Consider the following 19,651-nt stretch of genomic DNA (forward strand, 5'->3'; position numbering starts at 1 on the left):
GGTTTCTCCCTGTAATGACGACTTTACTGTAATAAGTTACTCCCCTTTAGATACACAATTTTATACAATCACATTAAGATATTTGGAGGGGATTGTCAATATTTTTTTCATTTCCCATTCAGATTATTACATTATAAAAGACGCTATTCTGTATTCTCTGTTGAAACAATTTGGAGCTTAAAACGATCTGGGTCATAGAAATTTATTCTTACTTCTTCACCATGGCAATCTTCCACAAATGATATATGATAAAACTCTAACTTTTTCTTTATCCGCCCGATATCTGAGATTCTTAAAAATATCTCCGTAGCTGATGATGTGACAGTCTCTCTATACTCTCCCAGTCCCCTGTTTACAACAAAACAAATTCTCGTTGAACCAATATCATACCAAACACCTGTTACACGTAATTGTGGTCTCTCCTTACTCGGTTTAAATCCTAGAATTCCTTCATAAAAATATAATGTTTCCTTTAAGTTTTTAGATTCTAATACAATACATGTTGTAATACTTCCCATCCGCACTCCCCCTGTCTCTATTAGTTTTCTATATGAGTCATAATTTACAATTATGTACGAATACAATACATAGTGATGAATATTTCATTTATAAAGGAGGAGTGTAACATGGATAAATTCATGCAATCCTACATACCTTATCATGGTCCAAACGATCCTTGCCCTCCAATTGGAAAGAAATATTACTCAACTCCCCCCCACTTATATATGGGCTTTCAACCAACTAATTTACCCCAATTCACACCAAAAGAAGCTTTAAGAAAAGGGACTTTATGGCCTGCTTTTTATGATTATTATGAAAATCCTTACAAAAAAGGACGGTGAATAAAAACGTGACACAAACATTGCCTGATGAATATTACAAATGGATTGAAGAACTGCAAGAATTAGACTTTGTATTAGTTGAACTTACTCTCTATTTAGATACGCATCCCGACGATACTGCAGCTATAAATCAATTCAACGATTTTTCTTATAAACGAAGAGTATTAAAACAAAAAATTGAAGAAAAATACGGACCACTTCAGCAGTTTGGAAACAGTTATTCTAACGCTCCATGGGAATGGAGCAAAGGCCCTTGGCCATGGCAAATATAAAGTGAAACTTTAATCAGTGGGGGTTTTGTTCATCCCCACTGATTATTAGTTAAACCAATCGGGCTTTTACGGGCAGTTGATCTCCCACCTAACCTCTTTGCTTCAACCGAATTTTGAGATGAGAGTCTTACTGCCCGTTAACGCGGGATAAAGGAGAGAAACTATGTGGATTTATGAAAAGAAATTACAATATCCTGTTAAAGTGAGTACTTGTAATCCAGCACTCGCAAAGTTATTAGTTGAACAGTACGGTGGTGCGGACGGTGAATTAGCCGCTGCTCTTCGCTACTTAAATCAACGTTATACAATTCCTGATAAAGTCGTTGGCTTACTAACCGATATTGGTACAGAAGAGTTCGCACATTTAGAAATGATTGCCACAATGATTTATAAATTAACAAAAGATGCAACACCTGAACAAATGAAAGCTGCCGGATTAGACGCGCATTATGCGAATCATGACAGCGCCTTGTTTTACCATAATGCAGGTGGTGTTCCTTTTACTGCCACTTACATTCAAGCGAAAGGAGATCCTATCGCAGATTTATACGAGGATATTGCAGCTGAAGAAAAAGCACGAGCGACTTATCAATGGCTAATTGATTTATCAGACGATCCCGATATAAATGATAGCTTACGCTTTTTACGCGAACGAGAAATCGTCCATTCTCAACGTTTCCGCGAAGCTGTAGAAATTTTAAAAGAAGAACGTGATAGGCAAATTTATTTTTAATACACATATCCTAGCGATATGTGTTTTTTTACGTTAAAAGTAAAATTCTTCCTCATTAACATATAAATAGTATATTTATTCAGTTTTACGCATTATTTTAAAATATTTTTAAAATTCCCTCTTGCTTTCTAGTCATCAGACCTTTAAAATAATAACAGTTACTCGACAAATTATTTGAATTTTCGACAAAAAACACTCATTAGGAGGATTTTCTTTATATGCGTACAACTTTAAAACCAGCGCAAATACTTTCGATTAGTTTACTACTATTCGCAGTTTTCTTCGGTGCTGGCAATATGATTTTCCCGCCTCTTCTCGGTCTTTCTTCCGGAGAAAATATGTGGGTTTCCATTACAGGATTTATTATTACAGACGTCGGTTTATCTTTACTTGCTATCGTGGCTGTTGCCCTTGCCGGTGGTAGCTTTAATACTTTAGCGAACCGTGTTCATCCAAAATTCGCAGCAGTATTCGCTATCATTATTTATCTTTCAATCGGCCCACTATTTGTTATTCCACGAACTGGAACTGTATCTTATGAAATTGGGATTGCACCACTTTTCCCAGACCAATGGTACTCTATGTTAGTCTTTAGTGCGATTTTCTTTACAGTCGTCTACTTCTTATCATTAAATCCATCCAAATTAGTAGATCATATCGGAAAAATATTAACGCCAATTTTACTTGGAATTATTGCAATTATGGCAACAAAGGCGCTTCTTTCACCAGGATCGTTCGCAGAACCTGTTGGTGACTATAAAGAAATCCCATTTTTCAAAGGATTTCTCGAAGGCTTTTTAACATTAGATGCAATCGGTGCTCTCGTATTATCAACAATTGTTGTAAATGCAATTCGCCAAAACGGTATACAAGATAAGAAATCCATTGCAAAATATACAATTATTTGCGGAAGCATTGCGGCTCTTTTCTTAACAATTGTTTACTTCTTACTAGGTTATATCGGCGCTTCAAACGGAAACTTAGGACAATTTGAAAATGGCGGTCAACTATTAGCAACTATTATGTATCAATTCTTTGGGACAAGCGGGAATGTTTTATTAAGTATCGCAATTATAGCTGCTTGTTTAACGACTGCAATCGGTGTTGTAAGTGCATTCGCCAACTATTTCACAACAGTACTAACAAATGTTTCATATAAGAAGCTTGTACTATACGTTTGTATCTTTAGCTTCGTTATTTCAAACTTAGGATTAAGTTTATTAATCAAAATTACATTACCCGTATTAATTATTTTATATCCAATTACAATCATTTTAATTTTCGTATCATTTATCGATAAATATACGAAACGTAAACCTTCTGTCTATATCGGAGCGATGATCGCAGCATTCATTATTAGCTGTATTCATGCACTTGATAATGTGGGAATGATACCAGGTTTTATCGCTAATATCGTACACACAATTCCTTTTTATGAATTAGGTATCGGCTGGATCGTTCCAGCAATAATCGGTGGTATAATCGGATACTTTATTCCGCAAACAGAAGCTGAAGTTGAGGTTTCTAGAAAATAAAAAGAAGCCAGCATGTATTTCATGCTGGCTTCTTTTTATTTTCTAGCGCTGAATACAGTATTTGTATATGAGCGAACAGTTAACATATAGTAACTAATCTTTAATATTTCGTTTTATACTACGCTTTGATACTTCTAAAAAATCCATCGTATACCTCCATCCGCTCTCGCATGTCTTTATACATGCAGTGTATACGAAAAAAAACTTCCTCCCTATCGATTTTCATTACATCTCTCTTACGATATTGTAATATAACAAATTAAAAAAGAATCTAGTTCCCTAGGTTATTTACATCATATGTTTAAATGTGAATAACGCATCAATTCATCTGCTTAAACTAGGTACAAACTCAACATTACATATCCATACCTTACAAAACTGTAAGGTTATTGTAAGCTAAAACGATTTGTCATATTCTTCACCTCTTCTATACTTAATGTAGATACTAAAACGAGCGAAAAGGTGATAAATAAATGAAAAAGAAAAATAAAGTGTTAATTACTAGTGTAGTAGCGATCGGAATTGCAGCTGGATCATATTTTGCTTTAGCTGGCGGTAGTTCAGAAGTAGCAATGGCATATAGCGGTTATAAAGTTACAGAAAAACAAATTGAAAATGCACAAAAATTTGGCGGCGAAGTTATTCCAAACGGAATTGAAACGATTTCATTTGATCCAACAAAAGGTACGTATGAATTAGCTGTTAAAAAAGGTGACGAAGTGAAAAAAGGGCAGCTTCTATTTAAATATAATGACCCTACTGCTAAACAAGGTGTAACAGAAGCAGAAATGCAAAAGAAAATTGCACAAAAAGAAGTGACATTATATCAAAAACAAATTGATGCAGCGAAACAAAAATTACAAAAAGATAAAAATGCAGGTCTTCCTCAGGAAGCATTAAAGGCATCGGAAGTCGAAGTGCAACAATTAGAATCACAACTTGAAATGAAAAAGTTTGAAGTAGAAAAAGCTGATGAAATGATTAAAGCAGCAAAAGAGAAAGTAAACACACTTTCTGTAACGAGTCCAACCGACGGTGTAATTGATGATATCGTAAAAACTGCTGATGAAAAAACAGGTATGAGTGGCATTACACTTCGTCACGCTGGTCAATTTAAAGTAAAAGGTCAACTTTCTGAATATGAACTTGCTAGTATGAAAGTTGGGCAAGAAGTAACTGTTTCATCAAAAACTGTCGCTGGTAAGACTTGGACAGGAAAAGTAACAGAAATCGGTTCTACACCATTAAAGAGCATGGACGAAAATAAAACTGTTTCTAATTATCAATTCACTGTCACATTAGATAATAGTGAAGAATTACAAAACGGCTTCCATGTTTACGTAACAAGTAAATCTGGCGAAGCAACTGGTACGATTGTTCCGAAAAGCAGCATTGTGAAAAAAGGTGACAAAAATGTTGTCTTCATTGTAAAAGACGGTAAAGCGAAAGAACAAGCAGTTACTGTTGAATTTGAGACAGATAGCGAAGCAAAAGTTTCTGGAGTGAAAAAAGGAGAGGAAATTATCTCTAAACCTGAAAAAGACTTAAAAGACGGTATGGAGGTTGTCACTCAATGATTAACTTAAAAGGCATCACGAAATCTTTCCAAAATGGTGCAGAGTCCGTTCAAATATTACACGGAATTGATGTAAAACTAAACCAAGGAGAATTCACTTCTATTATGGGACCATCTGGTTCTGGTAAATCAACATTAATGAACATTATCGGTTGCTTAGATAAACCAACGACAGGTGCGTACGAACTAGCTGGTCAAAACATTTCAAACATGTCTGAAACAGAACTTGCACATGTTCGTAATAAAGAGATCGGATTCATATTCCAAAACTTTATGTTATTACCGAGACTTACAGCACTTCAAAATGTAGAACTACCTCTTATTTACGCTGGAGTCGATAAAAAAGAAAGACGTGAGCGCTCATTAGCAGCTTTAACAAAAGTCAGTTTAGCTGATCGTGCTACTCACTTACCAAATGAATTGTCAGGTGGACAAAAGCAGCGTGTCGCAGTCGCACGTGCAATCGTAAATAACCCAAAATTTCTCTTAGCAGATGAACCGACGGGTGCACTTGATACGAAAACAAGTACACAAATTATGGATCTCTTTTACGAATTAAACAAACAAGGCTCAACAATCATTATGATTACCCACGATCGTGAAATTGGGGAAGCGGCAGCACGTCAAATTGTAATTCGTGACGGAAATATCGTCCAAGATTGGAGAGGTTAATTTTGAACACGAGTGAAAATATACGCATGGCCCTTTCCTCTATCTTTGCTCATAAAATGCGTTCTATATTAACAATGCTAGGTATTATTATCGGTATTAGCGCCATTATTACTATCATTTCAATGGGTGATGGTACAAATGCAAAGTTTAAAAAAGAGTTAGGCCAAGGAAAAGATACTGAAGTAACGATTTACTACAACAACCCTGATTATGGAACTGATAGTGCCAAAATCACACCTGATATGCTAAAACGTCTTCAAACTGTACCAGGCGTTAAAGATGTTTATCCAGATGTAAGTATGAAAGTAAAAGCATCTTCTGGTTCAAAAGATGTCTCTCTTGATTTAAAAGGTGGAACAGGCGCCTTTATGACAGATTCGAAAATAAAATTAGTTCACGGTCGTGAATTAAACGACAGCGAATTAAACCAAGCAATTCCTGCTGTTATATTAAATGAAGAAGCTTTCAACAAATTATTTAGTGGTTGGGAATCAAATCTATACACAGATATAAAAGGAAAGCCGTATAAAATAGTCGGTGTATACGAAACGAAAAACGAATTTGGAATGGCTATGCCTGAAGGTTATACATCTCTTGAAAACGCGCCTGTCATTTCAGGAGTAAATGAGTATGACTCTGTAAAATTAACAATGACCTCTCCCACAGAACGTAAAAGTGTAGAAAAACAAGCCGTTTCCGTTTTAAATGAAATGAAAGCTCCTAAATTTGAGCATAAATTTGAAGCTCAAGATATGGGTGAGTTTACGAAGCAATTAGATGAATCAATCGGTATGATGAAAATGGTATTCGGTGGTATCGCTGCTATCTCTTTACTTGTTGGTGGTATCGGTGTAATGAATATCATGCTTGTATCTGTAACAGAACGTACACGTGAGATCGGTATTCGTAAAGCACTTGGTGCAACGCGCGGTAAAGTATTAACGCAATTCTTAATTGAATCTTGTATTTTAACAGGACTCGGTGGTTTCATTGGATTCATGCTCGGTATCTTCTTCGCTTGGATCGTCTCAATCTTTGCCGGATGGCCACTCGTTATCTCAAAAGAACTTGGACTGCTTTCAGTAGGTATCTCAATGCTAATCGGTATTGCATTCGGTTTACTACCGGCTAACAAAGCTGCTAAACTTGATCCAATTGAATGTTTACGATATGAGTAAATAAAAACGTAGGAGTTTACACTCCTACGTTTTTTATTTGATTGAAGGCAAATGCAATTTTATCAACGTTTTGACAAAAATAAGAACCTCTAACTTCTATTATATAATTCTACTGTAATTCGTGAACAAATTCATAACGATATCGTCCCTTTAAATCATGTTTCTTCTATTATATATGTTTCATGTTACGAATATCTTTTTATCATTTAAACTTTCATTTCTTGCGAAAGCCATCAAGCAATCCTATTATTGCAAAAATAATATGTAAAAGAACAAATTCAAGGCGTAATTTTTTCCATACTACAACTTATTTTGTAACAATTATATCTCTATTTCATTAAAATTAACCCTATATATATGACTTCACACACAAAAAAATTATATTTTTATAACTAAATTGCAATTTAAACAGTTAAACACCCCCATTTTGTAACGTTACAGAAATTACAGCGTAATAATACTGATACATTATTAATCTATTAGTAATTAAAATAGTATTGTTTTTATGAATACTATGTTCTAATCCCCTAAAAACCGCGAGGAAAACGTTATCAGGATATTAATGGGATTATTACAGAATATTAATGCCTCGTTACGAATGCTTTGTAGTTTTGTGTTTTCCGCAAATAAGAAAATAATGGTTGCTATAATGAGGTCAACGAAAACAAATGCAATGGAGGCTATTATGAAAAAATTTATGGGTATAGCAACAGCAGCGGTTTTTGGTCTTGGGATTTTCACAACATCTGCTAAAGCAGAAACAATCGTAACGACTGATGTACTAAATGTACGAGAAAACCCAACTACTGAATCACAAGTTGTCGGAAAGTTATTAGATGGATATAAAGTTAACGTTTTACATACAGAAAACGGATGGTCAAAAGTTAAATTAAATAGTGGTAAAGAGGCTTTCATAAGCGCTGACTACACAAAAGATTCTTACTACGTAACAGCAAATGTATTAAACGTACGTGCTGGTGCAAACACAGACTCAGAAATTCTTGGTAAGTTAAAACAAGATGATGTAATCGAAACAACACACGAAGTGCAAAATGACTGGATTCAATTTGAATATAACGGAAAAACAGCTTATGTTCATGTTCCTTACTTAACAGGTAAAGCACCAGTTAAAGTTCAACCAGCAGTTAAAGTTGAAAAAGCAATTAAAGTTCAAGACACAGCTAAAGTTCGTGAAGCAGTTAAAGCTGGAGAATTAGCTGAAACTCAAGCAAAAGCTAAAGCTCAAGAAGCAACTAAAGCTCGTGAAGCAGCTGAAGCTCAAGCAGAAGTTAAAGCTCAGGAAGCAGCTAAAGCTCGTGAAGCAGCTAAGGCTCAAGCAGAAGTTAAAGCTCAGGCAGATGCTGAAGCTCAAGCAGAAGCTAAAGCTCAAGAAGCAGCTAAAGCTCGTGAAGCAGCTAAAGCTCAGGAAGCAGCTGAAGCTCAAGCAGCGGCTAAAGCTCAAGAAGCAGCTAAAGCTCGTGAAGCGGCTAAAGCTCAGGCAGATGCTGAAGCTCGTGAAGCAGCTAAGGCTCAAGAGGCAGCAGCTGAAGCTCGTAAAGCAGCTAAGGCTCAAGAGGCAGCTGATCGTGAAGCGGCTAATAAGGCTCAAAAACCAGCTACACAACAACCTGTTGCAAAAGAAACTGAGAAAAACACACAATCTTCTTCTCGTGAGTTCCAAGTTGTAGCAACAGCTTACACAGCAGATCCACTTGAAAATGGTTACAAAGCAGGAGACCAGGTAAAATCAGCTATGGGTCATAACTTAACAGCTAATCCAAACATGAAACTAATTGCAGTTGATCCAAGTGTCATTCCATTAGGTTCAAAAGTATGGGTTGAAGGTTACGGAGTAGCAATCGCTGGTGATACTGGTGGAGCTATTAAAGGTAATAAAATTGATGTTTTAATGCCAGATAAAGGTACATCAAGTAACTGGGGACGCCAAACAGTTACAGTGAAAATTTTAAACTAATTATTAAAAAAAGAGTTAGTCTCACTGTTGAGGCTAACTCTTTTTTTATGATTCTTACATTCTTTCTTTCTCTTGAAAGTAACTAATATTATCCCGAATCCATTTTCTCTCTGACATAAACAAGTTTCCTCGTTTTTTATATACTTTATCAAACGTCTTTAAAACTTCTTCATGAGTAGCAAACTTATGTAAGAAACGAAGAGCAATGACGATCTCTGATTCATCAGTAGGCTCTACTTCATTTTTACGTCTTCTAGAAACAACTTTAGTTACACGTTCGCTAATTGGTTGAATCGCCATTTCATCTCCATATGCATAAATAGCTCGAACAGCTTCGTATTTCACCATCACATTTCTATCCTTTAAAGCTTCAATATAAACTATTTGTAAGTCCGCTCCCCCTATTTTCGCTAAAACCTCAATAACAGTTGAACGAACATAAGCACTATCGCAATGTAAAAGCTTTGTTAAAGGTAAGATTGATCGCTTTGTTCCAATCTCATATAAAGTGGCACATATATTTACAATATCATCTCGATTCTCTTCCACTGTAAGTAACTTCAATAAAGCATCTTCTGCTTCCAACGATTTACACAACTTTAAAGCGATGACAGCAGAATAACGAACTCCACTATTTTTATGATATATGTAAGGAATAATTTTATGTGCATTGCTTGCTTCAGATAATTTACTTAAATCTATGAGCATGCTATCTAACACCATCCTGCTTTCTTCACTTTCTAACCGATCTATCAAATAATCTGCAATATACATCTCTTTAGTATTTATTGCAAGTCGTGTAATTAAAAAATAAAGATTTGTTTTTATATATACTTTTCGTGCTTCCATTACTTTCTCTTGGAAACAAGAAAAAAGCGATACATCATTTAACTGCCTCGCTTCTTCATACGCACATTGCCGAATACCTGCTTCTTCATCCGCCATCCGCCTTAATAAATCATCTATATACTCTTCCATCTCCTTCTCCCCCGTCCAAGTTAAATCTATCCCTTTGAATTCTATATACGATAGACTACTATTTCAACAGAAAAAAGAGGATGCTATAGCATCCTCTCCTCCCTTCCCTATTCCACACAAGTAAACTGCGTCCAAGCCCCTACATAATCTAGTAAGAACAACTCCTCTTCAGCAATTGTACCGACAATATTTTTCCGTTCATCTATCGGCATTTCTTTCAAGATGATTTGTAGTTCACCTTTATACTTACCAAATGAGTTGTTACCAATTACAACTTGCCCTCTTTCCTGTCGTACACTTTCGCGCACTGGGAAGTCATAGTCTTTGTACTTTTTACGTACTTCTGTAGAACGTACCATATACTCTGTTATGTCACCGCGTCTTACGTGTAATTCTTGCAGTGTCGCTCTCTTCTCTACTTCAGTCGCTTCGTCTACAAATTGTACCTTTAGCTGTAACATGTAACGATTTAAGTTTCCTAGTTTCTCTAACTCTTCTTCACTCGCATAAGCATTTCCGATAATAACATCATCAATAAGCCCTGTTGCCCATAAATGTTTCGCTTGTACTTCAATTGGTAAGTTACGATGTTGTTCAAGCGTACATAATCCGTCGTTAATATCCCATGGACCGATGTCAGCTGCATGCGATGTAATAAAGGCTGCACTGCGAATACCATGCTTTTTGAAGCGTTCACTACAGCGAATGAAATAATCATACGGAAGACCAGTGAATTTTTGCGGATAAAAATTGTGACAACCAATTAAAGCTGATTTATTCGCTTGATGCGAAAGGATATTTTCTAAATAGGCAATATCATTACTTACATTCAGCTCAATTTTTAAGCCATATGGATTATTCGTCATTTTCGCTTCTGTTAACCCATCAAACCCTACATCTAAACGAATTCCATCTGCACCTAACTCTGCAAAGAATGATAGATCACTATAACTAATACCAAGTTGATCGAATACAGCCGGAGCTACATCTAAAATAACTTCCATATCGTGCTCTTTTGCATGCCCAATAATTTCTTTAAATTCAGCTACAATTTCCTCTTTCGGACGATTAACAGATAGTAAACAAGTGAATATTCTTGAAAAACCGTGACGTGCCGCTGCTGAAATATATGCCATATCTTTTTCTTTCGTTGAATGCTCTGGATAAAGTGAAATTCCTAATTTACGCTCCATGCTTTTGCATCTCCTTCACACGTTGTATTAATGCCATACTCGTAAATCTATATTTTGCAGATAAACATGTTGCACATAAAATCGTTGGTACGATAATAAAGAATGGTGATTGTAAGCTCAATGCTACATAAGCTCCCATTGAACATCCGATAAATAATATCGACACAAGTAGTAAAACTAATAACGATTTACTTTGTACCCACTTTGAATAATGAGCAATGCACTGCCCCGCTACAAATGTAATTAAGATGATAATTGCTCCGAGCATTCTGCTTTCTCCTCTCCTGCTAATTGTTGTTTCTCATACATTTTGAAGAATGGGTAGTAAATAACGAATGAGATAACAAAGTTAACAAGTACAAGTACACCAGCCATAATTGTCCAGTCCGTACTAATAATAGCTGCAATTGGTGCTAACATCGTAAATGGCAGCTTCGCCATCATGAGCGGAATCACACCTGAAACAACTGCGAAATATGATACCGTCGTTGTAACGAACGGAATAATTAAAATTGGGTTCATTACAATTGGTGCCCCGAAAATAATTGGTTCGTTAATATTGAATAAACCTGGTACGAATGATAATCTACCTAACTCTTTTAAGAACTTAGATTTAGAGAACATAAACATAATTACTAAAGCTAACGTTGAGCCTGATCCACCAATCCATACGAACCATTGAATAAATTGCTCTGTAAATAAGTTTGGTAACTGATGTGCATTTCCTGTAGCCGTGAATACTTCCATATTTTCAAGAATTGCTGAATCCCACATCGGACGGATGATTGGTCCTAAAATCGCTGGGCCATGTATACCGAACGACCAGAAGAACACGATTAAGAATACTGTTAATAAACCTCCGAATAAATTATTTCCTACTAATACTGATTTTAATGGTGCGATTAAATATGTGATTGTTGTGTTTACATCAAATTTCAAACCGTAACGAATACCCCAGAATAAAAGAATAACTACTAAAGTTGGAATTAATGCTGCAAACGAGTTTGCAACTGCTGGTGGTACACTATCTGGTAATTTAATCGAAATATTATGCTTAATCATAAAGTGATAAATTTCTACTGCAATTAATGCTGTCACAATAGCTCCGAATAAAGAAGTTGCACTTAATGTCCCTACTGAAATATATCTTCCTGCATCAATAACACCTGGTACAGCTTTTGTTATTTGAATTGGTTCAACTGATGCTAGTAAAAAGGCGAGTACAGATAATAATCCTGCACTTAATTGATTGAGCTGATAAAAGTTCGCGAGTGAGGCCCCTACCCCAAATGCTGCGTATAAAGCCATTAAGCCTACTGTAAATCGGAATGGAATATCTAAAATATGACGAAACGGTGCAATCCACTCCATATATGCATCAATTGGTAAGTTTAAAAAGATAACGAAAAATGACCCGACAATCGTTAACGGTAATGTAGAAATAACTCCATTTCGAATTGCTAATAAATGTCGTTGCCCCGCAATCTTTTGCGTTGTCGGCATAATCTTCTGTTCCATAAAGCTCATAAAACCATTCATCGATAACCCTCCCTTTGTTCAATGTGGCGAAACTTAAAAGTTATAACATTATAATGTTTATATTTAAAAAAATATAATTACGCTAAAATTAATTGTTCTGCTTGCTTAAGTACTTTCAAACCATCACACATGCCATAATCTCGTTGTTCTATAATTGCAACTGGTATATCGTATGATTTCGCAAGAAACTCTACCGCTGGAAACAAATACTTCACCTGTGGTCCAATTAAAACAACATCAGCATTTTTCATTTCCAGTTTCACAAGTTCTGAATCGACTGCTTTAATTTTATAATCCTTCCCTTGTTTCTTTGCCTCTTCTTGCATTTTTCTTACAACCATACTCGTTGACATACCTGCCGCGCAACATAATAAAATGTACATATTACACTGTCACTTTCTCTTCCACTCGTTTATGAAGAGTAATAAATTCTTCAGCAAGTTCTTTCACTGTAATGGCATTCATTAAATGATCTTGTGCATGCACTAACAGTAAACTTATTTCTGCATGATTTCCTCTTGCTTCTTCTTGAATTAAGTCTGTTTGAATGCGATGAGCTGCTGAAATTTCTTCACTAGCAAGTGTCATCTTTTCACTCGCATTCTCAAAATCTCCTTGTCTTGCAAAAGCAATTGCTTCAAGTGCCGCGCTTCTCGCGTTACCACCATGTAAAATTAACGCAAATGGAGTTTGCATATCAGTCATTTTAAATTCCTCCCAGCTATGTTTTTTCTATATTTTTATCTTATTATGAAAACGCATACAATTAAACATAAAAAACTTCCGTTATGTAACGGAAGTTTTTATATACTTTTCTTATAAAGATAATAATATCTCTTGGAAATCTTCAATTACTTCAGCCTGAGTTAATTTCTCTATCGTATTCTGACTAGACATAATATCATATAAAAAATCATAAAGCTTTTGTAAATCTTCATTATTATTGCGCTTCACACTAAATAAAATAATAACTTGTACTTTATTATCTCCCCAATCAACAGCTTTATCAAGTGTACAAAACATCAAAAATGTTTGTTCACTTAATAACTGCATCGGATGTGGAATCGCAACTAAATTCCCAACCGCTGTAGGAGATGTGTTCTCTCTCTCCATAACAGAAGCATAAAAGTTTGCAGGTACATAGTTTTTCTCAGCAGCTTTCTCACATAAAAACTGGATAACCTCTTCTTTCGTAGAAGCACTACGATTTAAGAAGATCAAATCTTCCTTAACATATTGCTTCACACTATTATCCACATGCGTAAATAACTGCTGACCAATCGATTTAATCTCTTTATCATCAAATATTGAGTTCACTTTTATAACTGGTACAGGCAAACCACTCGGTATATAAATCGTACTAATAATACAATCTACTTTATCTTTATAAAGGTCTTCTACTTTCAATTGATAATAGCCTGTAATACCTACAATCTCTAATTTATCTCGAAACTGTGATAGAATTTTATATTTCAGTAGCTGTGCACTCCCTTGACCAGTCGCACAAACTAATAAACATCTTTTCTTTTGATTATTTTCTTGCAAACGGCTCATCGCCCCTCCAAAGTGAATGGCAATATAACCAATTTCACTCTCTGGAATGGATTCACCCGTATATTCACCAATTATATCTCCAACGAGAACTGCAATTTCAAAAGCATATGGATAATTTTTTTTCACTTCTGCTAAAAGAGGATTTCTCGTATTTAATTTATATTTCAAACGATTTAATAACGTTTTTAAATGAACACCAAAACCAAATAATAATTCTTCATCATAATAAAAAGTAAGATTCCGTTCTTCCGCTACTTTGAAAAGAATATGTTGCATGAATGCATATACGTCTTTCCCTAATAGTCCTTCCACATTTTCATAGCGATCTCTTGCTGTAACAGCTGTACTTAATAAATGCATCGTCACATATAAAATTTCTTCTTCTGGAAATTGAAGTTTTAACTCTTCCCCTAAATTTCCTAAAATCAGTTTCGCAATTTTATATTCTTTCTTTATGATAAGTTCAGATTCCTCTACATGCAGTGCTTGAATGTAATGATCATCCCTGCATCTCTTTAAAGCAATCGCAATATGAATTGATAAATTATCAATTTCTATATCTGATAAATATATCGTTCCTCCCTCGATATACTTTAGTATAACCGAGCGGATGAGAGAAATATGGGGTAACGATAAATATGTGTCCGTCTGCTCATAGTTCTCATGAAACGGAGTATGGTCATAACGTGGTAAACCATATTGTGATAAACAAGAGCGAATATTAAATTCTTCTCCCACAATACGTATACCATAATATGGTCTTTTTTCAATCTGTAACTCATAGCGACTACAAATATCCGTAACATCTTTCATAATTAAGTTTACAGTAGATTTACTCACATAAATCTCTTCCGCTAGCTGCGAAAGCTTCACATACCCATCTGTCGTTAAAATACGTTGTAAAATATACGCTACTCTTTCTTCATAAGAAGTGGGAATCTTTTCCGTCTGTTTTTGAAATACATTTACGCAAAAATCTTCAAACTTCTTAGTTTTTATAATTTCTAGTTCGTATCCATTCCCCCTTTGTGATTCAATTTTCGCTCCGTGTTCTTCCAACATATCATTTAATAATTTTATATCCTTTTGAATCGTCTTCGTTGATACATGTAAACGGCTCGCTAAAAAAGCTCGATTTAACATCGATTTCTCTTCTAAAAACTCCTCTAAAATAGAAATTAATCGCTGATGCACTTTTGTCATAGCTCTTCCTCTCGCTCTTTATATAAAAGGGAAAAAGCCACTGAAATCAGTAGTTTTTTCCCTTTTATCCCGATTGGTGTGGGCTAATAATCAGTGGGGATGAACTAAATTCCCACTGATTAAAGCTTCACTTTATCCCGCGTTCATTATTTCTTTAGCGTGAATCCAAACTTATCCCAAGCTTGTAAATAATCTAATAAGAAGATTTCTTCCTCTATAACTCGGCCAACTACATTTGTTTTTCCTGTATTCACCATATCTTTTAAAGCAATTTGTAATTCACCTTTATATTGACCATACTGTTCATTATCAATTAAAAGATCACCGCGTTTAATTTCGCGCGTATTATGCGGTTTGAACTCTTCTTTTTTATATTTCACACGACTCTGTGTAGAACGAATCATATATTCAGATACATCTCCGCGATAAAAATGCGGTTCGTCTAACACAATAATTCTTTCTAATTCTGTTGTTGTATCATATAGTCCTATATCAAATGTTTGTTTCTCTTTATTTAATGCACCTAGTGCTTGTAATTCTTCTTCTGAAGCATACGCGTTCGCAATAATAACATCATCAATTAATTCTGTCGCAAACAAATGCTTCGCCTGTGTTGTCATCGGTAATTCACGATGCTGCTCTAATGTACATAACCCTTCTGTTACTGGCCAAGGTCCATATGTTGCATCGAATGATGCAATAAAAGCAGCTGTTCTCATACCGTAATCTTTAAATTGTTTCGAGCATTTAATGAAATGATCGTATGATAATCCTGAATAACGATGCGGATAGAAATTATGACAGCCAATTAAATTTTCACGATTTGGTCTATGACTCATAATGTTATCTACATACTTCGTACCGTTACTCATATTAATCTCAATTTTTAAGCCGTATGGATTGTATGTCATAATTGATTCTTCTAAACCTGAGAAACCAACATCTAAACGAATACCATAAGCACCTAGTTCATGGAAGAACGATAAATCATTATACGAAATACCTAGTTGTTCAAAAACAGCTGGACTAATATCAACTAATACTTGGAACCCTAATGCATTCGCATGAGAGATCGTTTCCTTAAACTCTTCTATAATTGTCTCTTTCTCGCCATCTACAGATAATAAACATGTGAATACACGTGTAAATCCGTATTTACTTGCTAATGTTACATACTCTTTATCTTCCTCTACTGTCGAATGTTCTGGATAAATAGAAATACCTAATCGTCTCATATGTACACGCCTCTTTCTTCATCATATTGTAAACCTTTTCAAATATATGTAGTGAAAAAGTATGTATCCCCTTCTCGTCCACTACCATTTGAATCCGCTTTCTTTAAAGAAAAAATAATTTCTATCATTCATAACAACTACTAGTCTATACATCTATACTTTACATCTTTTTTTCAAAATTGTGTAGTCTTTCCACAAATTTGTCAGTTTTTTTGCCTCGAAAATTGTTATACGTTTTCAAGGCACCTTCCTTGACTGTGACGTTGACCAATACATATACTCGAAAGAACAGAGAAAACTTTTATATAGGGGATGAATATATGGGAGAGGCAATACTCGTAAAACGAGAACCGTTATGGACAAAAGAGTTTATTTCGCTAATTCTAGCAAACTTATGTATGTTTTTAGGATTTCAAATGTTAATTCCAACTTTACCTGTTTATGTGAAAGAAATTGGGGGCACAAGTTCAAATATCGGATTCGTTGTCGGCATGTTTACCGTTGCAGCACTTTTTATTAGGCCGCTAACTGGAAATGCCTTGCAAAAATTCAACAAAAAAATCATTTTAATGATCGGTACCGCTATTTGTTTACTCGCTATGGGCAGTTATCTTTTCGCTTCAACCGTTTTCCTATTGCTTGCCGTTCGAATTTTACACGGAGCTGGTTTTGGTATTACAACGACTACATACGGAACTGTCGTTTCAGATTTAATTCCGCAAGCTCGCCGCGGTGAAGGCATGGGGTATTTCGGTCTTTCTGGAACTATTGCCATGGCGCTCGGTCCACTTATTGGACTTTGGCTTATGCAAGCATATAACTTCACGATTCTTTTTTTATGTGCACTTTCATGCACAATAGTTTCATTAATATTAACGAAACTACTTCAAATCAAAAAATCGCCGCAACCACCACAGCAAACATCTGGTACCTTTCTTGATGGATTTATTGAGCGTAAAGCTTTACTTCCTTCATTATTAATATTATGTATTACGTTAATGTACGGGGGAATTGGGAGCTTTATCACATTATTTGCTACGGAAGTCGGGATTGCTGATATCAGTCTCTTCTTTTTATTTAACGCACTTGCAATCGCTGTAACTCGTCCGTTTTCTGGAAGATTATATGATACGAAAGGCCATACATTTGTCATCATTCCAGGAGTTATTATTACGTTTACAGGTATTATCTTGCTGTCGTATACAACTACAATTCCGAGTTTAATTATTGCCGCAGCATGCTACGGCAGTGGTTTCGGAGCAATTCAACCGGCACTACAAGCATGGATGATTGACCGAGTAGCACCGCACCGACGAGGAGTAGCAACAGCAACATTCTTCTCAGCATTTGACCTTGGAATTGGTGCTGGAGCGATTATTTTTGGATTCATTGCACACTTTACCAACTATGCAACTGTATATCGCTATTCCTCTCTGTTACTTATTGCTTTTCTTTTCATTTATATTACAAGCTTACGGAAGCAAAAACAGGGGGATAAAACAAAAGAAAAAGCCGTTGGGTAATGCTAATTGGTTCTTTTTCGAAGTACTTGGACCAAAAAATCATGTATACACATTCGTAAAAAGCAGTGGATTCCTAAAAAAATCACACTGCTTTTTGCATTGTATTGAAGAGTGAACCGCTGTTCTATTTATTCATGTTGTTCGTATGATATTAATATATAGAACGAATTGGAGGAAATATTAATGAAAGCAATAGTGTACACAAAATACGGTCTCCCCGACGTTCTTCAACTGAAAGAGATAGAAAAACCTGCTCCTAAGGACAATGAAATACTAGTAAAAATAAAAGCGACAACCGTAACGGCAGGAGATATTCGCTCACGAAGTTTTACGGTTCCCCCTTCTGTTTGGCTACCCGCTCGAATCGCACTTGGCTTTAAGCAACCGAAAAAACAAATACTCGGAATGGAATTAGCTGGTGAAGTTGAATCGATAGGAAAAGACGTCACACGATTTAAAAAAGGAGACCAAGTTTTTGCAGCTACCCAAGTGAATTTTGGTTCTTATGCTGAGTATATTTGTCTACCTGAAGGTGGAGCAGTGTGCATGAAGCCCTCCAATATATCCTATGAAGAAGCCGCAGCCATCCCAATTGGAGCACGTACAGCTTTGTTTTTCCTTAGGAAAGCTAACCTTCAAAGCGGTCAAAACATTCTTATTTACGGAGCTTCTGGAAGTGTCGGAAGTTATGCAGTACAAATTTCCAAGTATTTCGGCGCAACAGTTACAGGTGTGTGCAGTAGCTCCAATTTAGAATTGGTCAAATCTCTAGGAGCTGACGAAGTAATTGATTACACCACAAAAAAATTTTCTACTACAGACGAAACTTATGATGTTATCTTTGAAGCCGTAAACAGGAGTCCCTTTTCAGAGTGCATTAAAATGTTAAAGGAAGATGGTACCTATATAAATATCGTTGAACCATTACCAAGTGCTCAAATGCTCTGGACTAAATTAACAAGTCGCGTGAAACTCATATTAAGTCAAAACGCACCTGAAACTTCCGAAGCATTAAATTTCCTTAAAGAACTTGTTGAGAACGGTAAAATAAAAGTGGTCATTGATAGGCGATACACTTTTGAGGAAATTATTGAAGCTCACATATATGTTGAAAAAGGACATAAGAAGGGAAATGTCGTCATAACTATGGAGCATAATGACGATTCTAAATAAAGAAAAAACACTTTGCATAATTGTTAAAATGCAAAGCACCGAAAGTTTTTAACATAAAAAAGCAGAGCAAATTCATATGCGAATTGCTCTTTTTTATTGTTGCGGGCATCTCAAAAGAAAACAGTTTAAAATAATTTAATCATTTTTTACTTTCATTTAATACATTCATTTCAAACCTCCCCATTTCCACTACATATTTTTCTAACTTTAATCAAAAAATATGCAAAGAACTATTATTATAAATAAGGTGAACCTTTACTTAGCACATCCAATTTGGATAGTTTATCTCTCCTATTTTTACTATTCAAAAATAGTGTGACAAATGTGACTTTTTTACAAACCAATCAGATATATCATCTAAAAAACCAATTAAATCCAGGTGTTTCTTTAAAGATTTGTAAACTTTTTATCACTTTGTAAATTTAGTGTAAATTTTACTAATAAATCGTTTACAGTGCCTCAAGGTTTAG

19 protein-coding genes are annotated in these 19,651 nt (G+C 35.3%); 10 read left to right on the forward strand and 9 right to left on the reverse strand.

Features of this window, described 5'->3' with window-relative positions; all coding sequences use genetic code 11:
* Positions 1 to 143 precede the first annotated feature (143 nt).
* The gene (locus MKX77_RS20080; RefSeq protein WP_341307612.1) at positions 144 to 518 is read right to left on the reverse strand and encodes a VOC family protein; all 375 of its coding nucleotides are present in this window, start codon (positions 516 to 518) and stop codon (positions 144 to 146) included.
* A gap of 108 nt (positions 519 to 626) precedes the next feature.
* Between MKX77_RS20080 and MKX77_RS20085 the strand changes: the two genes are divergently transcribed.
* The 8 genes from MKX77_RS20085 to entC all read left to right on the forward strand — a co-directional run bounded on the left by MKX77_RS20085 (position 627) and on the right by entC (position 8,783).
* Complete coding sequence (locus MKX77_RS20085; RefSeq protein ID WP_215555336.1) at positions 627 to 842, forward strand: spore coat associated protein CotJA; 216 nt, start codon at positions 627 to 629, stop codon at positions 840 to 842.
* Between the two features lie 8 nt (positions 843 to 850).
* Positions 851 to 1,114, forward strand: coding sequence for a spore coat protein CotJB (locus tag MKX77_RS20090; RefSeq protein WP_002140482.1), 264 nt, complete (start codon positions 851 to 853; stop codon positions 1,112 to 1,114).
* 163 nt (positions 1,115 to 1,277) lie between these two features.
* Positions 1,278 to 1,847 (forward strand): spore coat protein CotJC, encoded by a 570-nt coding sequence (gene cotJC / locus MKX77_RS20095; RefSeq protein ID WP_002010774.1) that lies wholly within the window; start codon positions 1,278 to 1,280, stop codon positions 1,845 to 1,847.
* Between the two features lie 218 nt (positions 1,848 to 2,065).
* A complete protein-coding gene (gene brnQ2, locus MKX77_RS20100) occupies positions 2,066 to 3,382 on the forward strand; it encodes a branched-chain amino acid transport system II carrier protein BrnQ2 (protein WP_341307613.1) in 1,317 nt (438 codons plus the stop codon).
* Between the two features lie 473 nt (positions 3,383 to 3,855).
* Positions 3,856 to 4,959 carry an efflux RND transporter periplasmic adaptor subunit gene (locus tag MKX77_RS20105; RefSeq protein ID WP_341307614.1) on the forward strand — a complete coding sequence of 368 codons (1,104 nt, stop codon included), beginning with the start codon at positions 3,856 to 3,858 and terminating at the stop codon, positions 4,957 to 4,959.
* Positions 4,956 to 5,630 (forward strand): ABC transporter ATP-binding protein, encoded by a 675-nt coding sequence (locus tag MKX77_RS20110; RefSeq protein WP_002188403.1) that lies wholly within the window; start codon positions 4,956 to 4,958, stop codon positions 5,628 to 5,630. Before MKX77_RS20105 ends, MKX77_RS20110 begins: the two co-directional genes overlap by 4 nt.
* Positions 5,631 to 5,656: 26 nt before the next feature.
* Complete coding sequence (locus tag MKX77_RS20115) at positions 5,657 to 6,808, forward strand: ABC transporter permease (protein WP_445819118.1); 1,152 nt, start codon at positions 5,657 to 5,659, stop codon at positions 6,806 to 6,808.
* 562 nt (positions 6,809 to 7,370) lie between these two features.
* Positions 7,371 to 8,783, forward strand: coding sequence for a cell wall-binding protein EntC (gene entC / locus MKX77_RS20120; RefSeq protein ID WP_341307616.1), 1,413 nt, complete (start codon positions 7,371 to 7,373; stop codon positions 8,781 to 8,783).
* 54 nt (positions 8,784 to 8,837) lie between these two features.
* Here the strand turns inward: entC and MKX77_RS20125 are convergent, their stop codons facing one another.
* From MKX77_RS20125 to MKX77_RS20160, 8 genes are all read right to left on the reverse strand, one after another.
* Positions 8,838 to 9,761, reverse strand: coding sequence for a HEAT repeat domain-containing protein (locus tag MKX77_RS20125; RefSeq protein WP_341307617.1), 924 nt, complete (start codon positions 9,759 to 9,761; stop codon positions 8,838 to 8,840).
* 107 nt (positions 9,762 to 9,868) lie between these two features.
* Positions 9,869 to 10,954: a DUF871 domain-containing protein gene (locus MKX77_RS20130; RefSeq protein WP_341307618.1), complete on the reverse strand. Its 1,086-nt coding sequence runs from the start codon at positions 10,952 to 10,954 to the stop codon at positions 9,869 to 9,871.
* Positions 10,944 to 11,222 carry a hypothetical protein gene (locus MKX77_RS20135; protein ID WP_341307619.1) on the reverse strand — a complete coding sequence of 93 codons (279 nt, stop codon included), beginning with the start codon at positions 11,220 to 11,222 and terminating at the stop codon, positions 10,944 to 10,946. The genes MKX77_RS20130 and MKX77_RS20135 overlap by 11 nt, the downstream gene beginning before the upstream one ends.
* Positions 11,198 to 12,493 (reverse strand): PTS sugar transporter subunit IIC, encoded by a 1,296-nt coding sequence (locus tag MKX77_RS20140; protein ID WP_341307620.1) that lies wholly within the window; start codon positions 12,491 to 12,493, stop codon positions 11,198 to 11,200. The genes MKX77_RS20135 and MKX77_RS20140 overlap by 25 nt, the downstream gene beginning before the upstream one ends.
* A 77-nt stretch (positions 12,494 to 12,570) precedes the next feature.
* Positions 12,571 to 12,876 carry a PTS sugar transporter subunit IIB gene (locus MKX77_RS20145; protein WP_002188397.1) on the reverse strand — a complete coding sequence of 102 codons (306 nt, stop codon included), beginning with the start codon at positions 12,874 to 12,876 and terminating at the stop codon, positions 12,571 to 12,573.
* A 1-nt stretch (position 12,877) separates the two neighbouring features.
* Complete coding sequence (locus MKX77_RS20150; protein ID WP_000131328.1) at positions 12,878 to 13,198, reverse strand: PTS lactose/cellobiose transporter subunit IIA; 321 nt, start codon at positions 13,196 to 13,198, stop codon at positions 12,878 to 12,880.
* 111 nt (positions 13,199 to 13,309) lie between these two features.
* The gene (locus MKX77_RS20155) at positions 13,310 to 15,250 is read right to left on the reverse strand and encodes a BglG family transcription antiterminator (RefSeq protein ID WP_341307621.1); all 1,941 of its coding nucleotides are present in this window, start codon (positions 15,248 to 15,250) and stop codon (positions 13,310 to 13,312) included.
* Between the two features lie 146 nt (positions 15,251 to 15,396).
* The gene (locus MKX77_RS20160) at positions 15,397 to 16,485 is read right to left on the reverse strand and encodes a DUF871 domain-containing protein (protein WP_341307622.1); all 1,089 of its coding nucleotides are present in this window, start codon (positions 16,483 to 16,485) and stop codon (positions 15,397 to 15,399) included.
* Between the two features lie 320 nt (positions 16,486 to 16,805).
* Between MKX77_RS20160 and MKX77_RS20165 the strand changes: the two genes are divergently transcribed.
* A complete protein-coding gene (locus MKX77_RS20165) occupies positions 16,806 to 18,008 on the forward strand; it encodes an MFS transporter (protein ID WP_341307623.1) in 1,203 nt (400 codons plus the stop codon).
* Positions 18,009 to 18,191: 183 nt separating this feature from the next.
* On the forward strand, positions 18,192 to 19,181 hold the full coding sequence (locus MKX77_RS20170; protein WP_341307624.1) for an NAD(P)-dependent alcohol dehydrogenase: 990 nt from the start codon (positions 18,192 to 18,194) through the stop codon (positions 19,179 to 19,181).
* Positions 19,182 to 19,651: the final 470 nt, after the last annotated feature.

The sequence above is a fragment of the Bacillus sp. FSL R9-9410 genome (genome assembly GCF_038050385.1).
Taxonomy (GTDB): Bacteria; Bacillota; Bacilli; order Bacillales; family Bacillaceae_G; genus Bacillus_A; species Bacillus_A cereus_U.

Excerpts from the sequence above, each read along its gene's own strand:
- MKX77_RS20080 (WP_341307612.1), bottom strand. The coding sequence starts at position 518 with ATGGGAAGTATTACAACATGTATTGTATTAGAATCTAAAAACTTAAAG.
- MKX77_RS20085 (WP_215555336.1), top strand. The coding sequence starts at position 627 with ATGGATAAATTCATGCAATCCTACATACCTTATCATGGTCCAAACGAT.
- cotJC (WP_002010774.1), top strand. The coding sequence starts at position 1,278 with ATGTGGATTTATGAAAAGAAATTACAATATCCTGTTAAAGTGAGTACT.
- brnQ2 (WP_341307613.1), top strand. The coding sequence starts at position 2,066 with ATGCGTACAACTTTAAAACCAGCGCAAATACTTTCGATTAGTTTACTA.
- MKX77_RS20105 (WP_341307614.1), top strand. The coding sequence starts at position 3,856 with ATGAAAAAGAAAAATAAAGTGTTAATTACTAGTGTAGTAGCGATCGGA.
- MKX77_RS20110 (WP_002188403.1), top strand. The coding sequence starts at position 4,956 with ATGATTAACTTAAAAGGCATCACGAAATCTTTCCAAAATGGTGCAGAG.
- MKX77_RS20115 (WP_445819118.1), top strand. The coding sequence starts at position 5,657 with ATGGCCCTTTCCTCTATCTTTGCTCATAAAATGCGTTCTATATTAACA.
- entC (WP_341307616.1), top strand. The coding sequence starts at position 7,371 with ATGGGATTATTACAGAATATTAATGCCTCGTTACGAATGCTTTGTAGT.
- MKX77_RS20125 (WP_341307617.1), bottom strand. The coding sequence starts at position 9,761 with ATGGAAGAGTATATAGATGATTTATTAAGGCGGATGGCGGATGAAGAA.
- MKX77_RS20130 (WP_341307618.1), bottom strand. The coding sequence starts at position 10,954 with ATGGAGCGTAAATTAGGAATTTCACTTTATCCAGAGCATTCAACGAAA.
- MKX77_RS20135 (WP_341307619.1), bottom strand. The coding sequence starts at position 11,222 with ATGCTCGGAGCAATTATCATCTTAATTACATTTGTAGCGGGGCAGTGC.
- MKX77_RS20140 (WP_341307620.1), bottom strand. The coding sequence starts at position 12,493 with ATGAATGGTTTTATGAGCTTTATGGAACAGAAGATTATGCCGACAACG.
- MKX77_RS20145 (WP_002188397.1), bottom strand. The coding sequence starts at position 12,876 with ATGTACATTTTATTATGTTGCGCGGCAGGTATGTCAACGAGTATGGTT.
- MKX77_RS20150 (WP_000131328.1), bottom strand. The coding sequence starts at position 13,198 with ATGACTGATATGCAAACTCCATTTGCGTTAATTTTACATGGTGGTAAC.
- MKX77_RS20155 (WP_341307621.1), bottom strand. The coding sequence starts at position 15,250 with ATGACAAAAGTGCATCAGCGATTAATTTCTATTTTAGAGGAGTTTTTA.
- MKX77_RS20160 (WP_341307622.1), bottom strand. The coding sequence starts at position 16,485 with ATGAGACGATTAGGTATTTCTATTTATCCAGAACATTCGACAGTAGAG.
- MKX77_RS20165 (WP_341307623.1), top strand. The coding sequence starts at position 16,806 with ATGGGAGAGGCAATACTCGTAAAACGAGAACCGTTATGGACAAAAGAG.
- MKX77_RS20170 (WP_341307624.1), top strand. The coding sequence starts at position 18,192 with ATGAAAGCAATAGTGTACACAAAATACGGTCTCCCCGACGTTCTTCAA.